General features: G+C 54.8%; 15 protein-coding genes and 1 pseudogene. 11 read left to right on the top strand and 5 right to left on the bottom strand.

Going from position 1 to position 15,974, the window contains the following annotated elements:
* Positions 1-4: 4 nt before the first annotated feature.
* The 3 genes from V9K95_RS15710 to V9K95_RS15720 are packed head-to-tail and all read right to left on the bottom strand — an operon-like array spanning position 5 to position 3,561.
* Complete coding sequence (locus V9K95_RS15710; protein ID WP_336441071.1) at positions 5-994, bottom strand: ABC transporter permease; 990 nt, start codon at positions 992-994, stop codon at positions 5-7.
* Positions 995-1,005: 11 nt separating this feature from the next.
* The gene (locus V9K95_RS15715) at positions 1,006-2,535 is read right to left on the bottom strand and encodes a sugar ABC transporter ATP-binding protein (RefSeq protein ID WP_336441070.1); all 1,530 of its coding nucleotides are present in this window, start codon (positions 2,533-2,535) and stop codon (positions 1,006-1,008) included.
* A 45-nt stretch (positions 2,536-2,580) separates the two neighbouring features.
* Positions 2,581-3,561 carry a substrate-binding domain-containing protein gene (locus tag V9K95_RS15720; protein ID WP_336441069.1) on the bottom strand — a complete coding sequence of 327 codons (981 nt, stop codon included), beginning with the start codon at positions 3,559-3,561 and terminating at the stop codon, positions 2,581-2,583.
* Positions 3,562-3,806: 245 nt separating this feature from the next.
* Here V9K95_RS15720 and V9K95_RS15725 point away from each other — a divergent pair, with 245 nt between their 5' ends.
* Together V9K95_RS15725 and V9K95_RS15730 are read left to right on the top strand one after the other, a co-directional pair.
* The gene (locus V9K95_RS15725) at positions 3,807-4,577 is read left to right on the top strand and encodes an SDR family oxidoreductase (RefSeq protein WP_336441068.1); all 771 of its coding nucleotides are present in this window, start codon (positions 3,807-3,809) and stop codon (positions 4,575-4,577) included.
* A 35-nt stretch (positions 4,578-4,612) separates the two neighbouring features.
* Positions 4,613-5,377, top strand: a complete 765-nt coding sequence (locus V9K95_RS15730) for a FadR/GntR family transcriptional regulator (RefSeq protein ID WP_336441067.1) — start codon at positions 4,613-4,615, stop codon at positions 5,375-5,377.
* Between the two features lie 334 nt (positions 5,378-5,711).
* On the opposite strand, the gene V9K95_RS15735 is transcribed toward V9K95_RS15730, so the two are convergent.
* The gene (locus tag V9K95_RS15735; protein ID WP_336441066.1) at positions 5,712-6,395 is read right to left on the bottom strand and encodes a GntR family transcriptional regulator; all 684 of its coding nucleotides are present in this window, start codon (positions 6,393-6,395) and stop codon (positions 5,712-5,714) included.
* Positions 6,396-6,530: 135 nt separating this feature from the next.
* Between V9K95_RS15735 and V9K95_RS15740 the strand changes: the two genes are divergently transcribed.
* From V9K95_RS15740 to V9K95_RS15770, 7 genes are all read left to right on the top strand, one after another.
* On the top strand, positions 6,531-8,051 hold the full coding sequence (locus V9K95_RS15740; protein ID WP_336441065.1) for an aldehyde dehydrogenase family protein: 1,521 nt from the start codon (positions 6,531-6,533) through the stop codon (positions 8,049-8,051).
* A 120-nt stretch (positions 8,052-8,171) separates the two neighbouring features.
* Positions 8,172-9,122: a sugar ABC transporter substrate-binding protein gene (locus tag V9K95_RS15745; protein ID WP_336441064.1), complete on the top strand. Its 951-nt coding sequence runs from the start codon at positions 8,172-8,174 to the stop codon at positions 9,120-9,122.
* A 145-nt stretch (positions 9,123-9,267) separates the two neighbouring features.
* Positions 9,268-10,215 (top strand): ABC transporter permease, encoded by a 948-nt coding sequence (locus V9K95_RS15750; RefSeq protein WP_442958569.1) that lies wholly within the window; start codon positions 9,268-9,270, stop codon positions 10,213-10,215.
* Positions 10,215-10,952 carry an ATP-binding cassette domain-containing protein gene (locus V9K95_RS15755; RefSeq protein WP_336441063.1) on the top strand — a complete coding sequence of 246 codons (738 nt, stop codon included), beginning with the start codon at positions 10,215-10,217 and terminating at the stop codon, positions 10,950-10,952. Before V9K95_RS15750 ends, V9K95_RS15755 begins: the two co-directional genes overlap by 1 nt.
* Before the next feature lie 29 nt (positions 10,953-10,981).
* Positions 10,982-11,824 (top strand): 5-dehydro-4-deoxy-D-glucuronate isomerase, encoded by an 843-nt coding sequence (gene kduI / locus V9K95_RS15760; protein ID WP_336441062.1) that lies wholly within the window; start codon positions 10,982-10,984, stop codon positions 11,822-11,824.
* Positions 11,825-11,933: 109 nt separating this feature from the next.
* Positions 11,934-12,263: a cupin domain-containing protein gene (locus V9K95_RS15765; protein ID WP_336441061.1), complete on the top strand. Its 330-nt coding sequence runs from the start codon at positions 11,934-11,936 to the stop codon at positions 12,261-12,263.
* Between the two features lie 385 nt (positions 12,264-12,648).
* On the top strand, positions 12,649-12,996 hold the full coding sequence (locus V9K95_RS15770; RefSeq protein WP_336441060.1) for a DUF982 domain-containing protein: 348 nt from the start codon (positions 12,649-12,651) through the stop codon (positions 12,994-12,996).
* A gap of 112 nt (positions 12,997-13,108) precedes the next feature.
* Here V9K95_RS15770 and V9K95_RS15775 read toward each other — a convergent pair.
* Positions 13,109-13,417: pseudogene (locus tag V9K95_RS15775) on the bottom strand (hydroxymethylglutaryl-CoA lyase); the annotation flags it as partial.
* A gap of 197 nt (positions 13,418-13,614) precedes the next feature.
* On the opposite strand from V9K95_RS15775, the gene V9K95_RS15780 reads away from it, so the two are divergent.
* Entirely contained in the window at positions 13,615-14,604 is a 990-nt protein-coding gene (locus V9K95_RS15780) for a LacI family DNA-binding transcriptional regulator (protein ID WP_336441059.1), read from the top strand.
* A 67-nt stretch (positions 14,605-14,671) separates the two neighbouring features.
* Entirely contained in the window at positions 14,672-15,913 is a 1,242-nt protein-coding gene (locus V9K95_RS15785; RefSeq protein ID WP_336441058.1) for an ABC transporter substrate-binding protein, read from the top strand.
* Positions 15,914-15,974: the final 61 nt, after the last annotated feature.

Below are 15,974 nucleotides of genomic sequence, written 5' to 3' on the forward strand. Positions count from 1 at the left end.
ACCGTCAACCCTTGTTGCGCGCGAGGCTTCGCTTGATCGCCTGGATATTGGCGAGCACAGCAATGACGATAATCAATCCCCTTACGACCTGCTGGAAGAATGGATTGATGCCCAGGAGTACCAGGCCGTTACCGATCAGGGTGATAACCAGAACCCCGAGAAGTGTTCCCAGCATCGAGCCTCGTCCACCCGATAGCGCGGTGCCACCTACTACAACGGCGGCAATGACGTCAAACTCCAAACCGTTGGCTGCGGTGGCGTTCCCCGACCCGAGACGCGAAACAAGCAGAATGCCGGAGATGGCGGCCATTGCGCCGGCGATGGCAAACAAGGCGACCCGAATTCGCGCGACATTGATGCCGCTCAGGAATGCCGCATGATCATTGCCGCCGATGGCAAACACTGAGCGGCCAAACGCTGTCTTGCGGCTGACGAATGCAAATACTGCGAAGAAGAAAAGCATGATGACAGCTGCTGGCGGTATACCGAGGATCGGCTGATCCAGGAGATCGACGATATAATTGCGTCCGATTGAAACGGGGAGGGCGTCAGTCAGAAACAGCGCTGTTCCGCGCAGTGCACTCCACAGGCCAAGCGTGGCAACAAAAGACGGCACATCGAAATAGGCTCGTAAAATGCCGGCGATCGAACCGAGTGCTGCGCCGATTGCGATGGCAACCAGGAAAGCGATCGGTGTGGGTATTCCCCACTGCAAAAGATACGCCAATACAACTGAGATGAATGCCACCATAGGCCCGACGCTGACATCAATCTCCCCCGATATGATGATCAGCGTTGCTGCCCAGGCAGCGATACCGATTGTTGCGGCATCACGCAGAATATTGATCTGATTGTTAAAAGACAGGAAGCCATTGGCCAGACTGCCAAACACAACATAGAGCACTAGGATCGCCACGAAAAGACTGATCTCGTTCATATGATTTGAGATGCGCCATGCGCTGCCTGCTGTGGCTTTTGTTGTCTGGATTGCCATAATCTACTCCGTCAATGGCCCGCGATGCAGGCTGTCATCAAGGCATCCTGATCAATGTTAGGGGCCTTAAATTCTTCATTCAGAACGCCATCGCGCAGAACGAGCGCGCGGTCACAAACAAGCGGCAGTTCCTCGATCTCGCTTGACACAAAGATGATACTACAACCATCGGCAGCGAGCTGCCGCATGATCGCATATATCTGACCCTTGGCCTCGACATCGACGCCCCTCGTGGGCTCGTCAAGAAGCAGAATACGGCTATTGGCATAGACCCAGCGCCCGATAACGACTTTTTGCTGGTTGCCGCCTGAAAGGGTGCCAACCGGAGTATTGGTCTGCGCCGCTTTTATATGGAGGCGCTCCATTATCTGACGGGTGGCATTCATCATCATCCGGGCGGACAAGACACCCCGTTGGCTGACAGCAAAAAAATTGGTTGCAAGTGTATTCTCATCGACGCCAAGGAGTGGAACGATGCCCTCATCCTTGCGGTTTTCCGGCGTATAACCAACGCCAAGATCAAGCATTTTTCTGTAGTGAGGAGTGCCGACACCGCGTCCGTCGATCTGGATTTCTCCACCGTCCAGGCTGCGGATACCGGTGATCGCCTGAAGGAGTTCTGTGCGTCCTGCTCCAAGCAATCCTGCTATTCCGAGTACCTCTCCCTGCCTGAGGGCGAATGAAATGGACTTCAGTTTCGGCAAGAGCGAGACGTTTTTCACCTCGAGAGCGATCTTGTCCCTGGCGACGGAGGCGGGTGCCTGGGTCGCGGCAGACTCCGATCTGAGCATGAGCCGGACGATCTCTTTGGTGTCCGCCTTGCGCACGTCCACCGTTTCGATGATCCGTCCGTCACGCATAATCGTTGCCGTTTGCGCAATCTGCCGAATTTCGTTCATGCGATGGCTCACATAGATGACGGCAATTCCTTCGGACGCGATGTTTTTAACCGCAGTCATAACCTTCTCAGCTTCCGCTGAAGCGAGGGAGCTTGTTGGCTCATCTAGAATGACGAGACGCGGCTTGCCCAGAAGCACGCGCGCGATCTCAACGAGCTGACGTTCGGCCGGGGAAAGGCTCATGACGAGCTGGCTCGGTGAAAGCGAAAGGCCAAGACGGGCCATAGCTTCCGCAGCTTCTGCCTCCATGACTTTGTATTGGATTATGCCGTTTTGTTTTGGCCAGCGTCCGAGAAACAGGTTTTCGGCAACGGTCATGCCAGGAACCAGGCTGAGTTCCTGGTAAACCACGCGCACGCCACGGCCAAAGGCTTCGGCCGCACGAAGCGCACCGCTATGAGTGAGCGGCTGGCTGCTGACAGTGACCGTGCCTGTATCTGGTGTTTCGGCTCCGGTCAGCATGCGTATCAATGTTGACTTCCCTGCACCGTTCTTGCCGAGGAGAGCACGAACCTCCCCGGCACGAACAGAAAAATCGGCATTGTCGAGCGCAAGGACGCCCGGGTATTGCTTTGTTACACCGGCGATCGAAGCGATGACTAATTGTGCTTCGGATACTGGATGGTTGAATTCTGCAGGCATAATGACCCCGGACAAACTCAGTTGCGAACACGAACAGTCAATGTCTCACGGCACGCCGTCGGAATGAGCCTTCAACCAACCCTTGCCTGCATCAGAGCTGGCGTAGAGATCAATGTCGTAGGGCACGCGGATATCGGCGGGCTTCTTGCCGTCGATAGCATTGATAGCCTGAGTCAGCGCCAGTTTGCCGAGGCCTTGCCCGGAAATATCGACCACAGCTTTGATCACCGTATTGTCGGCAAGTTCCTGGGCTATTTCTGTGGTCATATCGCCACCAAAAACCACCGTCTTTCCAGTCCGACCCTGGCTTTTAACCGCCCGTGCAGCGCCAAGCGTTGCGCCGCCTGCCTCACCAAAGAAGGCATCAAGATCAGGATTGGAGGAAAGCATCGTGCTGGCGACCGAAACGGCTTTGTCCAGGGTGGCACCTTCCTGGTTGGCAACAATTTTCGCTCCCGGAACTTTCGCCATCAGAGCTTCTTCAAACCCCTTGCGGCGCGTAACGCAAACCTCGACAAACTCGCAGTTCAGTACCGCAATTTTTGGCTCTGTCATCTTTGCTGCTATAAAATAGTCGCCTGCCGCATTGCCGAGTTTGTGCCCAAACTGGAACGGATCGCCTACTGCATAAGCGGACACATATTCAGCCATGTCCTTGTCATTCAGACAGGTATTGTAGCAAATAACGGGAATACCCGCGTCGTGGGCGCGACGGATCGAACGATATGATCCATCCGCGGATACGGGTGAGACGATAATAGCCTGAACGCCAGCGGAGATGAGCGAGTCAATAAAGGATGATTCCTTGCTGACGTCACCTTGCGCATTGGTTTCGATAATATCGAGTTTTCGCCCAGCCTCACTTGCTCCCGTCTGAATGCCTTTGCGGACCCCAGCGTAAAAGCCCTGTGCATCCATATAGATTGCGCCGACCTTCAACTCTTTTTCCTGTGCAGATGCAGATACCAGCCCGCCCAAGGCGAGAATAGCTGAAAGTGCGAGCTTGGCGCTATTTTTCAGTAACATGAAAACCTCCCGGTTTAAAAATATCGGCCGCCATCTGTGATGTGATCGGCGCAGCTCCTCCAGAGCAACCTTCTTCTATCTGTTGATCATATTTATTGTCAATATAAATATGATTTATTTGGGGATTCTGGATGGAAGAGTAATTGATTTGCTTTAATATCGTTTGATAGAGCGCGGTTGCATAAGAAGGGGGATTTTTATATCATATGATAAAATTCAATAAATATGATTAAATAGGATGGCAAATGGTTGGGCGGCTTGCGGGAAAACATGCGATCATTACAGGTGCGGCACAGGGCATCGGAAAAGCCATTGCTGAAGTATTTGCCTCAGAAGGTGCCCGGCTGACCCTTGTCGATGTTGACAAGCTTGGTCTTGATCAGACTTTGAGCGCGCTTCTTGATAGGGGTGCGTCCGCAACGTCCGCTGTTGCAGACATTACCGACAGCAGGCGGCTTCAGTCCATCGTCGATAAAGCTGCGAACCACGGCCGGATCGACACTGTTGTAAACAATGCAGGCATCAATGTCTTTCGGGATCCGCTCAACATGACGGATGAAGATTGGGAAACTTGCATGGCGGTCGACTTGAAAGGGGCGTGGAACCTGACACGCGCCGCTCTGCCATCATTGATTGATGGTGGTGGCGCAATCGTCAACATCGCTTCCAGTCACTCTTTCACTATTATCAAAGGCTGTTTTCCCTATCCCGTTGCAAAGCATGGGCTCATCGGCTTAACGCGTGCCATAGCGATCGAGTATGCCGATAAAGGTGTTCGCTGTAATGCTATTGCCCCTGGTTATGTTGAAACGCAAAAGGCAGTTGAATGGTGGAAGACGTTCGATGATCCTGAGGCGGCGCGGCAGAAGACGTATGATCTTCATCCGCCCAAACGCATTTGTTCACCAGTCGAGGTAGCCAAGACAGCCTTGTTTCTGGCCTCTGATGATGCGCCGTTCATTAATGGAGCAACCATACCGATCGACGGCGGCCGAAGCATTGTTTATCACGACTAGCTCGCCATCGAAGGCGGAAGAATTAAGAGGGATTGATGCAATTCAGAGATACGAAAGATGGCGTTGCAGCAGGAGGCACGTCCGGAGGCGGCGGAAAACGGCGCGTCCAGGAAGTTCTTCTGCAAAAGTTGGTCAATCAGATTGTATCTGGTGAAATCTCGGAAGGTTCGAAACTCCCTAACGAAAGCGAGTTAACAGAGGAATACAATGTCAGCCGGACGTCTATCCGGGAAGCTATGCAGCACTTGCTTGCGCAAGGTATGGTCCGGTCCCGTACACGTGCAGGTACAATCGTACTGCCACGCGAAAACTGGAATTATCTCGATCCTCTGATCCTGGACGCGGCATTGCGGTACAGTGCGGATGATCGCTTTTACCTGTCATTGGTGGATGCAAGGCAGTTGTTGGAGCCGGCAGCTGCGGCTCAAGCAGCCGCAAATGCGAGCACGCGGCAATTGACAGCGATCGCCGAGGCATTCGACGACATGGTTAGCGCCAATGCGCGCGACACCGAAGAGTGGAGCAGGGCAGATCTCGATTTCCATACGGCGATTATCAACGCAAGTGGCAATTGGGTCTATCGCCAGTTCGCAACCGCAATTCGAGCCGCACTATTAGCCAGTTTTCGTCTCACCAATCGCGCCAGCCAATCTCATGACCATGCTATCATGATGCATCGCGATGTCTTGGAAGCCATCCGTATGCGCCGACCCGACGCTGCTCGTGACGCCATGGAACGCCTCATAGGGACTGCCAGAAGTGAGATAACACACGCCCTGCATCGCAATCACGATATGTGAGATGCGGCGGGTCAGATTGTCGACCCAGGCGGATCAAGGCGGCAATTGGAAATCAATCATCCCGGTATACTCTTGTCACTTTGCTCTTAAAGGCGAGATGAAGAATTCAACAAAATCAAAGTCGTTCCATTGCCACTAAATCTGGTATTTTGCCTTTAAATTTGAGATTTTTGCCCCTAAACTTAAGTGGAGAATATAATCCAAGTGCATCATGGCTGTTTCAGGGTGGGGGATCAGCCCGCCACTGTACCTCTCGTCAAGCCGTTGTTGATTACTGGGCGGCCAGCGTCTTCGCTAAACATGACAACACCCGCGAAACGCGAGAGCGAGATTCCTAATCAAAAAGCCCTGGGTTATCCGCCTCGATTTGTGGCAGATCGCTCAAAATACCGTTTAGATGTGTGTACATCGCATTTCCCGCTGCATCTGCATCCTTCAGGTCAATGGCGGTGATGATCTTTTCATGTTGGGTTATTAAATTGCCCATAGAAGCAGGGTTGCGTAACTGCAAGTTGCAGACACGATCCATATGCGCCTTGATGTCGGAAATCGCATTCCAGGCGAGTCCACACCCAGCTCCCTCGGCAATCGCCATATGAAATTGCTCATCTTCCCTGCGGAAACCATTGTGATCTCCCGCTTCCATGGCAGTTCTCTGCCGATCAAGAATTCCATCGAGTCTGCGACGCGTCCACGTGTCGAAGCTTTCACTGGCACGGCGCGCGACGGCAACCTCGATCGCTTCTCGTACGAATCGGGCTTCCATCATCTGCCGAGCGGAAATCTTTACGACGACGGTTCCGCGATTTGGTCTGATCTCAACAAGTTTGGATTTGCCGAGCGCGATCAGCGCCTCTCGTACCGGCTGCCGGGAAACCCCCATGCGGGTAGCAATCTCCTGTTCGGAAAGCCGCGAACCCGGTGAGAGCTCAAGGCAAATGATTGCCTCGCGCAGATCGCGTTCCACCTGCGCTGCAGTCGTTTCACCAGTGTCAATCTTCAAGGTTTCTAGGTTCATGCTCTTTGCCGTAGCCGTCTCGTTGACAATCCCGAATAACCACCATACAGTACCATACAATTAAAGGGGAACACAAGCGCGGCGCAATATGCGCCGGGCAAGATGGAGGGGCCGGGGCAAAATCCCGGTTTATTGATGACGGTACAGCCCAATTTCATACGCCCTGATTCCAGTGATCCGCGATTGCAGAATAAATCGCGTTACCAGATGCTTGTTGATGGCAAGTCCGTAGATGCATCCTCTGGAAAAACCATTGACCGGATCAGTCCGGGCCACGCCGGTGTTGTTGTCGGCACTTGGCCCGATGCTTCCGCTGACGACGTCCGGTCGGCGATAAATGCAGCCCGGCGTGCCTTCGATACGGGACCTTGGCCGCGCATGTCTGGCGCAGAGCGTTCCCGCCTGATGTTCAAGACAGCAGAACTCATTCTTGCCCACGTGGAAGAAATCGCGCTGATCGAAAGCCTTGAGGTTGGCAAGCCAATTGCCCAGGCAAGGGGCGAGATCACTTTCTGCGCGGACCTCTGGTCCTATGCAGCGGGCCAGGCACGGGCGCTGGAAGGACAGACGCATAATAATATAGGTGATAACCGGCTCGGTCTTGTACTAAGGGAACCCGTCGGCGTCGTCGGCATCATCACACCCTGGAATTTCCCGTTCATAATTGCATCAGAGCGGGTGCCATGGGCGATTGGCGGCGGTTGTACCGTTGTACTGAAGCCGTCTGAATTCACCTCCGGCACATCAATCCGAATGGCTGAACTGGTACGCGAAGCCGGCATTCCGGACGGTGTATTCAATGTTGTCACGGGCTATGGCGATCCGGCTGGTCAGGTGCTGGCTGAAGATCCGGGAACCGACATGATCGCCTTTACGGGTTCGGTTCGGGTTGGCACGAAGCTCGGTGAAATTGCAGCGCGAAGCGTTAAGCGCGTCGGTCTCGAACTGGGCGGCAAGGGACCCCAGATTGTTTTTGCCGATGCCGATCTGGAAGCCGCGGCCGACGGTATCGCTTACGGCGTTTATCATAATGCCGGTCAATGCTGCATTTCCGGGAGCAGGCTGCTTGTGCAGGAAAGTGTCCGGGATGAGCTTCTGGAGCGCCTTCTCGATATATCCCGCAAGGTGACCTTCGGCGACCCCCTGAACGAGCAGACCAAAATTGGCGCGATGATCTCTGAGGCGCATGCTGCGAAAGTGCATTCCTATGTGGAAGCAGGGCAGGCGGAGGGCGCAAAACTGTTGCTGGGCGGGGTGCGTGTCGGCGAAGATTCCGGTCTTTACTATGCGCCCACGGTGTTTTCCGGTGTCACCGCCGACATGTCGATCGCGCGGGAAGAAATTTTCGGACCCGTCCTGTCGACGCTGACATTCAAGACAGCCGACGAGGCAGTCGCTATGGCAAATGCCTCGGAATATGGTCTTTCAGCCAGCGTTTGGTCAACCAATCTGGAGAACGCGTTGCAAAGCATCCGGCGTATCCGGGCTGGGCGCTGCTGGATTAACAGTGTCATAGACGGCGCACCGGAATTGCCCATCGGCGGCTATAAAAAAAGCGGCTTGGGCCGTGAGCTTGGCCGTTATGGTTTTGATGAATATTCGCAGTTCAAGGGGATTCACGTGACCTTGGGCAAACCGGATCCTTGGTTCGGATAACACCGATTATCAAACTGAGGTGGAGGAGAACATCTTGACTGGCGCGATCTTTGGTCGGAGCTCGCCAGTCAAGACATGGGTCTTTCGACCCGATTGCACATCCAAAGGGAGGATACGCAAATGAAATTGACCAAAGTGAAAACCGCAATGCTTGCGGCTTGCGCAGCTATGGCCCTCACATCTACCGCAGTAGCGGCCGATGTCAAGGCAACGATGATCATCTATCTCGATCCGAGCGTCCAGTTTTTCAATCCGGTGGTTAAAGGCGCGCAGGATGCCGCTGCGCAGTTCGGCGTCGATCTGGACGTGCAATATGCCAACAATGATCCGGTCCGCCAGAATGACCTGATTGAAAGCGCCACCGTCAGTGGTGTCGATGGCATCGCCGTAGCAATTTCCAGTTCCGACGCTTTTGATTCCAGCATATGTGCTGCCGTCAATACGGGCATCATTGTCATTGGCTTTAACAATGACGATCTTGAAGGCGGTAAGGGCAATTGCCGTCAGGCATATGTAGGAATGGACGAATTCGCTTCCGGATATGAGCTCGGCAATCGCATGATCGAGAAATTCGGTCTCAAGCAGGGTGATGTCGTATTCAACCCGCGCGAAATTCCGGAAGCAAGCTTCGCGGTTGCGCGTGGCGGTGGCATTGAGAAAGCGATGAAAGAACGGGGCATCACCGTCGAGACGGTTCGTTCAGGCCTTGATCCGGCAGAGGCGCAGAACATCATTGCCCAGTTTCTCATCGCAAATCCCGGTGTCAAGGCGCTGTTCGGTACCGGCTCGGTCACCTCGACAGTCGGTGCAGGTGCAATCAAGGACGCAGGCGTGAACATTCCGTTTGGTGGTTTTGATCTCGCGGTCGAAATCGTCAATGCAGTGGAATCGGGCGCCATGTTCGCTACGATGGACCAGCAGCCCTACTTGCAGGGTTATTATCCGATTGCCCAGATTGCACTCGCGAAAAAATACGGCCTGACGCCGACCGATGTCGATACGGGTCAAGGTGCCTTTCTCGATAAATCGCGCATCAGTTCGGTTAAACCGCTGATCGGCAGCTATCGCTAAGGTGTTACGCATGGAAGACCTTTCGGCCGAGCCGAAAGGTCACCGCCATCCCCCTGCAAATAGAGATAAGACAGTGACCATCACCATGACCGACAGTGCCGTGCCGAAATCGCGCACCCGAAAACAATCGCTGCTGAAGCAGATCATGACTATGCCGGCGGGCGCCATCCTGTTGGTTTTCGTCACCCTGCAGATCGTCTGCATCATTGGCGCACTCGCCTATCCGGACGACTTTCGCTATCTATCGCCGCAGAATCTGACAATCCTCATGAAGGCTATACCTGTGCTGGGCTGTCTGGCGCTTGGCGCTGGCATCCTGATGATTGCAGGCGAATTCGATCTCTCAATCGGTTCTGTCTATACGTTCACGGCCATCTTGATGGCGACATTGGTCGATGCCGGAGTGAGCGCATTCATTGCCGCACCTCTTGGCATTCTCACGGGCGTTCTGATCGGCCTTATCAACGGGACGATCACGCTTCGCTTCGGCCTGCCGTCGTTCATCGTCACACTTGGAGGCTTGCTGTTCTGGCGGGGTGCAGTCCTGCTGTACAATGGCGCAGTTCAGGTGCGGTTTGATCCTGAGCCCATCTTCACCAGCCTTTTTGCTGGTACGATCCTTGGTGTGAATGCCGCTTTCATCTGGATAATACTATTTGTGGTGGGCTTCTATCTGCTGCTGCATCGCCACAAGTTTGGCAACCACGTTTTCGCCACCGGTGGTAATCGTGCCGCCGCAACGGCCATCGGCATTAATACTGACCGTGTGAAGCTTGTTGCCTTTGCCATAGCCGGCGGGATGGCGGCGGTGGCGGGAATCATAGCGACCGCGCGTGTCGGCAGCGTTCAGCCGGGGCAGGGAGCAGGGCTTGAACTCCAGGCGATTGCAGCCTGCGTTATTGGCGGACTTTCCTTGAGCGGCGGACGCGGCTCGATCATCGGAATTTTCCTTGGTGTCATGCTGATCCACACCATCACGGATGTTCTTCTTCTTCTGAGAGCGCCAGGCTTCTATCTCGATATGTTCATAGCAACGCTCATCGTTGTCGCCGCTGCCTTCAATCATCTCATCGAACGTCGGGGGGCGGCATGATGTCCTCACCACACTTGCTTGAACTGCATAACATCTCGAAGAGTTACGGCGCCCTGACTGCGCTGAGGGACCTGAGTTTCCATGTTGGCCACAGTGAAGTTGTTGGTCTCTTAGGCGATAACGGCGCCGGCAAATCGACGACGGTCAATCTTATTTCAGGGATACAGAAGCCGACCACTGGTCACCTGAGTATCGACGGTGAAAAGACCACATTTACCTGCCGCTCCGACTCCGCCGATGCAGGTATTGAAACGATCTATCAGAATACTGCGCTCGTGGATTCCCTGTCGATTACACGAAACATCTTCATGGGCCGAGAGCGCGTCAACGCATTGGGATTTCTGAAACAGACCGAGATGCGCGAAATCGCCATGGAAGTGCTGGAGAAAGCCGTCCACATTTCCGGGATCGATTCACCTGATAAGCTGGTCGGTGACCTTTCCGGTGGTCAAAAGCAGGCAGTTGCCATCGCTCGCGCCGTATTCTTCAAGCGCCGCGTTCTGTTGCTCGACGAACCGACTTCGGCTTTGTCCGTGCGCGAAACGGAAGCGCTACTCGCACAGGTGCTGAAGCTCAAAGCAGAGAATGTGTCGAGCGTACTGGTGACCCATAATCTTTATCACGCTTACCAGGTCTGCGACCGTTTTGTCATCATGAGCCATGGGACCAAGGTGTTCGACGTGAAGAAGGCAGACACTACAATTAGTCAGCTAACAGAATACGTCGTGCTCACTTGACGTCATTCCAACATTTAGAGGCAAGTGCCGTGACAATTTCAGTAAATGTGCGCCAGGTAGTTGGCCCGGAAGATGCAGCAAGGCGGAATACACAAGGGTTGCGCGACGGATTTCTGATCGAAGGGTCATTTTCGGAAGGCCGTATCAATCTCACCTACAGCCATTTTGATCGGATGATCGTCGGCGGTATCGTTCCAACGAGCGAAACCCTTGTGATTGATCACGTCAAGGAAACGGGCACCAGCCAGTTCCTGGAGCGACGCGAAGCAGCTATTCTTAACATTGGAGGTGGCGGTAAAGTCGTCGTTGCAAATGCTGAATACCCGCTGGCATTTCGTGATGCGCTCTATGTCGGTATGGGGCAGGGTGCAATGTCTTTCCTGAGTGACGACCCAGACAATCCAGCCGAGTTTTATCTTTTAAGCTCACCCGCACACCGTAATTGTCCGACAGTCCTTATTACGCTTGATATGGCAAAGAAAGTACGTATGGGCTCGGCCGAGGAGGCAAATGCCCGAACGATCAACCAGTATGTACACCCGGATGTCTGTGAAAGCTGCCAGCTATTGGTGGGACTGACAATGTTTGAGGCTGGCTCCGTCTGGAACACCATGCCGGCGCATCTGCATGACAGACGAATGGAGGTCTATCTCTATTTCGGGATGGCAGAAGCGACGCGTATCTTTCATTTTATGGGAGAGCCGCATGAAACCCGGCATCTTGTACTCAAAAGCCATGATGCGGTTCTGTCCCCGGGCTGGTCAATCCATTCCGGCGCCGGCACTGGGCGATATTCTTTCATTTGGGCAATGGCTGGAGACAATATGAGCTTCACCGACATGGATAAGGTACCAATGGAAAGCCTGAAATGAACTCCCAATTCTAGCCGTGCGCGGGCATTGTCAGTTTCGCCCGTTCGCGTGTTTGCAACATGGTCTTTCCTGTCAGTGGCATAAGACCGGCACAAAAAGGAAGTGATAGGTGTCTGACTGCTACACACTGCCTGATGATTTGATCTGGACCGTAACGTCGCCCGGAAATCGCCGCGCCGTTCTTTCGCATCGTCCCGAGTTGATGCTTGTCGCCTTCAGCTTTGACAAGGGCGCGATTGGCGCACTTCATTCGCACCCGCATACGCAGGTTAGTTATGTGGCCAAAGGTGTGTTTGAAATTACAATCGAGGGTGTCACCACCACGTTGGCCTGTGGCAGCAGTTTTATCGTCGCCCCCAATCTCATTCACGGAGTAGTGGCACTTCAAGAAGGGTTGCTGATCGACACGTTCACGCCAAGACGCGACGAATTTCTTTGACACGTATTCAACCAACGGGTTGACAGCGCAGGTGCCTACGAGGTGTGCATGAGACATGCAGCTGACATGGTCGGGCCGAGATTTCGATCTTCACGAAGCTGGAGCCTGCCTTTCAGGTTTAACGATATCGAAGACCAAGCGCGTCCAGTTGCTGCCACTGGGAATCGTCAGATGCTGTCCAGACAAAGGGAGAGCCGTGGGAGCGAAAACAAGCGTTGTCACGTGCTTTGATGGAACTCGATCGCAGGCTGAAAATCTTCACCAACCTGTCTCTTTCGTCCCTTGACCGAATGAGCGTACAACACCATGTGGACGATATCGGCAGGATCGAAGAAAAACAGTAAACGCTGTCAACGAGCATCGACTTTGGGAATTGGACTACATCATGAACACGGAATTTCCGAGAGTAACAGTCAAAAGCAACGGGGCCTCCGGGCTTTGTCATGTGGTTTCGGTCGAACAAGCGGCCGAACTTTTGCTCCTTGACTGGCCTGTCCATGACGGCGCAAGGCTCAAGATGGCACGGCAGAAGTGTTTTGAGGCTATCGATGGACGTCTGCCTGCAGCGGATGCACGCGCGGCCTTTATTGAAGCTGCAAAAGAAGCCTATATCTTTGTAGACTACGGAATTTTCGAATGGAGCGCCAATGCCGTTCGGTCTCCTGATGGTCAAGGGCCGTCACGCCCATCTGTCGCCCCTTCGGCGAATCCGGTGGCGAATGGCCTTGCGTAGCGCAGGTCAGGCTATCGTCTGATCGACTCGGACATCCGAGACGATGATCAACTTCGCAGCCACCCGGCTTATGCTCGACCGCGTTGCAAAACGTTAATCTCCAAACACCCTCTCAGGACACCGCTGCCTCCGTCGGATCGGCCAGAATCTTCGAGATCGGCGAAGCAGGATCTCGGCCGAGTTGTGTAGCAGTCCGGACCGCCACGGTGCAGAGCTTAGGCAAATCGATGCCGGTGCGAACGCCCATACCTTCGAGCATGAATACCACCTCTTCTGTAGCAACGTTTCCGGTTGCTCCCTTCGCATATGGGCAGCCTCCGAGCCCGCCCACTGAAGCATCGAACACCGTCACCCCCTCTTCCAGACAAGCAAGAATGTTGGCCAGCGCCTGACCATAGGTATTATGCTCGTGAAGTGCGATCGCAGCCACGTCACGCGCTATGCCTCTCAACCTAGAGTCCATGAGGAACACCGCGCCCCAAATCGGCAGCGCTACAGTTTAGGTGTTAAAGAAAAAGCTGTGAAAAACCCTTTTCTCATGGGGAAAAATGCGCTATATCGACATGAGAAAACGGTTTCCCATGTTGGTACAAAGGTTTGTCAGATGTGGATTTTGCAGTGAGAGTCACTCTTAATGATGTCGCCGCTGCAGCGGGCGTGAGTATCGCTACGGCGTCCAAGGCGCTCAACGATACCGGTCGCATGTCTGCGGAAACACGGGGCCGCATAAGACGTGTGGCGCTGGAAATGGGATTTCGTCCGAACGCGCTGGCGAAAAGCCTGACCAGCAAGCGTAGCTTCACCGTTGGGCTGCTCACCAACGATACTTACGGTCGCTTCACGCTTCCGGTGATGGCGGGGATTTCCGAAGGACTGATCGATCATGGCGTGTCGGTCTTTCTTTGTACCGTGGAGGACAATCCGGAACTCGCCAAGATTCATGTGGACGCCATGCTCGACAAGCAGGTCGACGGAATCATTGCGACAGGCAAACGGATCGACAAACCGCTGCCTTTGGATCTCTCGAAGCTGTCTGTCCCGGTCGTCTATGCATTGACGGCGGGTCCAGAGGATGCGGTGACGCTGCTGCCGGACGATCAACAGGGTGCACGGGAGGCGGTGCAATACCTTGTAGCCCACGGACGCACACGGATCGTCCACCTCACCGGGCCGAAAGGATTCCGGGTGGTTCAGGAACGCGCGAGTGCGTTTACCGAGGCGCTGGAGCGGGCTGGCCTGCCGGTGTCGGATGCAGCAATCCTGCGGGGCGACTGGTCCGAGCGGTGGGGTCATAAGGCGGTGGAGATGCTGTGGTCGGGCGACGCCCGTCCAGACGGGATCTTTTGCGGCAATGATCAGATAGCCCGCGGGGTCATCGATGCATTGCGGGAACGCGGGGTGGACATTCCCGCACAGGTGTCTGTGGTCGGCTTCGACAATTGGGAGATTGTCGCCGAGCAAACCCGTCCACCACTGACGACGGTGGACATGAATTTGAAGGAACTCGGACGACAGGCTGGGCAGGCGCTCTTGCGCCTTGTGAACGGCGAATCCGTCGAACGGGGACTTTGGAAATTGCCATGCACGCTGGTGGTTCGCGGCTCATGACAACTTGGCAAAGAGAATAACAGGCCAAACCAATCGATTAACGGCTTTTTAGGGAGGAGACCTAATCATGAAGCTGCTCAAGATCGTGGCACTAGCTGCCACCGCACTGGGTGCACTATCGACATCCGCGTTCGCGCAGGAAAAGCTGACCATGTGGTCGCGCTCCAGCAGCGAGGCATTTATGCCAGCGTTGATCGACGCGTTCAACGCGTCCCATAAGACACAGATAGAACTGCAGATCGTGCCCTCGGCTGAAATGGTGCAGAAATATGCGACCGCGGCTGCCGGCGGTTCCGCTCCGGATTTTGTTTCGCTCGACCTCGTCTATGGCCCGGCCTTCGCAAAGTCCGGTGCCCTGGAAGACCTGACCGATGTTGCGAAAAGCCTGCCGTATTTCGATCATCTGTCGAAGGCCCATATCGGGACGGGAACCTTCGAGGGGCGCATCTATGCGATGCCGATGTCGGCTGACGCGTCCGTTCTTCTCTGGAACAAAAAACTGTTCAAGCAGGCCGGTCTTGACCCGGAGAAGGCGCCGACCAACTGGGCGGAGATCGACGAGGCGGCAGGCAAGGTCAACGCGCTTGGTGGCGATATCCGCGGTTTCTACTTCTCCGGCGCGTGTGGCGGCTGCAACGCCTTCACCTTCATGCCGCTTATCTGGGCTTCCGGCGGCGACATCCTGGTCGATGGTGGCAAGCGCGCCACGCTCGATTCGCCGCAGATGTACGATGCGATCAATTTCTATCGCGATCTGGTCGCCAAAGGCTATGTGCCGGAAAGTGCCAAGACTGATTCGGGCAAGAACTTCTTTGGTGGTTTCGCCACAGACAAGGTCGGCTTGTCACCTATTGGGGCGTTTGCGATCGGCAATCTGGTCAAGAACTACCCCTCCGTCGAATTCGGCGTTACCTTCATTCCCGGAAAGACAGGCGGCAAGGCCTCATTCGGCGGCGGCGACAACTTCGTGGTCACGGCAGGTCGAGACAATGCGCCGGCTGCAAAGGAGTTCCTGGAGTTCGTCTACTCGCTCGAAGGGCAGACCCTTCTCGCCAAGCTCGGCAGCCTGCCGACCCGCAGCGACGTCGCGGCCGAAGCGGTCAAGTCGCTGGACCAGCGCTACCAGGTGGCGACGGAAGCCCTGAAGCTTGGACGAACGCCATCATCGCCCGTCTACAATGACATCATCAATAGCAGCACCGGTCCCTGGAAGCAGATGCTGAACGAGGTGTTCTTCGGTGACGATGTCAAGGCGTCGGTCGCCAAGGCCCAGATCGCGATGCAGTCGATCCTCGACGCCGCCGATTGACGCGTCCGGGAGATATCTCCCAGCTTTGGCTTTCGGACCGCGCGGGATCCCCGTGCGGCCC

The organism is Phyllobacterium sp. CCNWLW183 (genome assembly GCF_037203775.1).
Classification (GTDB): domain Bacteria; phylum Pseudomonadota; class Alphaproteobacteria; order Rhizobiales; family Rhizobiaceae; genus Phyllobacterium; species Phyllobacterium ifriqiyense.

Coding starts and splice junctions, on each gene's coding strand:
- V9K95_RS15710 (WP_336441071.1), bottom strand. CDS start 994: ATGGCAATCCAGACAACAAAAGCCACAGCAGGCAGCGCATGGCGCATC.
- V9K95_RS15715 (WP_336441070.1), bottom strand. CDS start 2,535: ATGCCTGCAGAATTCAACCATCCAGTATCCGAAGCACAATTAGTCATC.
- V9K95_RS15720 (WP_336441069.1), bottom strand. CDS start 3,561: ATGTTACTGAAAAATAGCGCCAAGCTCGCACTTTCAGCTATTCTCGCC.
- V9K95_RS15725 (WP_336441068.1), top strand. CDS start 3,807: ATGGTTGGGCGGCTTGCGGGAAAACATGCGATCATTACAGGTGCGGCA.
- V9K95_RS15730 (WP_336441067.1), top strand. CDS start 4,613: ATGCAATTCAGAGATACGAAAGATGGCGTTGCAGCAGGAGGCACGTCC.
- V9K95_RS15735 (WP_336441066.1), bottom strand. CDS start 6,395: ATGAACCTAGAAACCTTGAAGATTGACACTGGTGAAACGACTGCAGCG.
- V9K95_RS15740 (WP_336441065.1), top strand. CDS start 6,531: ATGACGGTACAGCCCAATTTCATACGCCCTGATTCCAGTGATCCGCGA.
- V9K95_RS15745 (WP_336441064.1), top strand. CDS start 8,172: ATGAAATTGACCAAAGTGAAAACCGCAATGCTTGCGGCTTGCGCAGCT.
- V9K95_RS15750 (WP_442958569.1), top strand. CDS start 9,268: ATGACTATGCCGGCGGGCGCCATCCTGTTGGTTTTCGTCACCCTGCAG.
- V9K95_RS15755 (WP_336441063.1), top strand. CDS start 10,215: ATGTCCTCACCACACTTGCTTGAACTGCATAACATCTCGAAGAGTTAC.
- V9K95_RS15770 (WP_336441060.1), top strand. CDS start 12,649: ATGAACACGGAATTTCCGAGAGTAACAGTCAAAAGCAACGGGGCCTCC.
- V9K95_RS15785 (WP_336441058.1), top strand. CDS start 14,672: ATGAAGCTGCTCAAGATCGTGGCACTAGCTGCCACCGCACTGGGTGCA.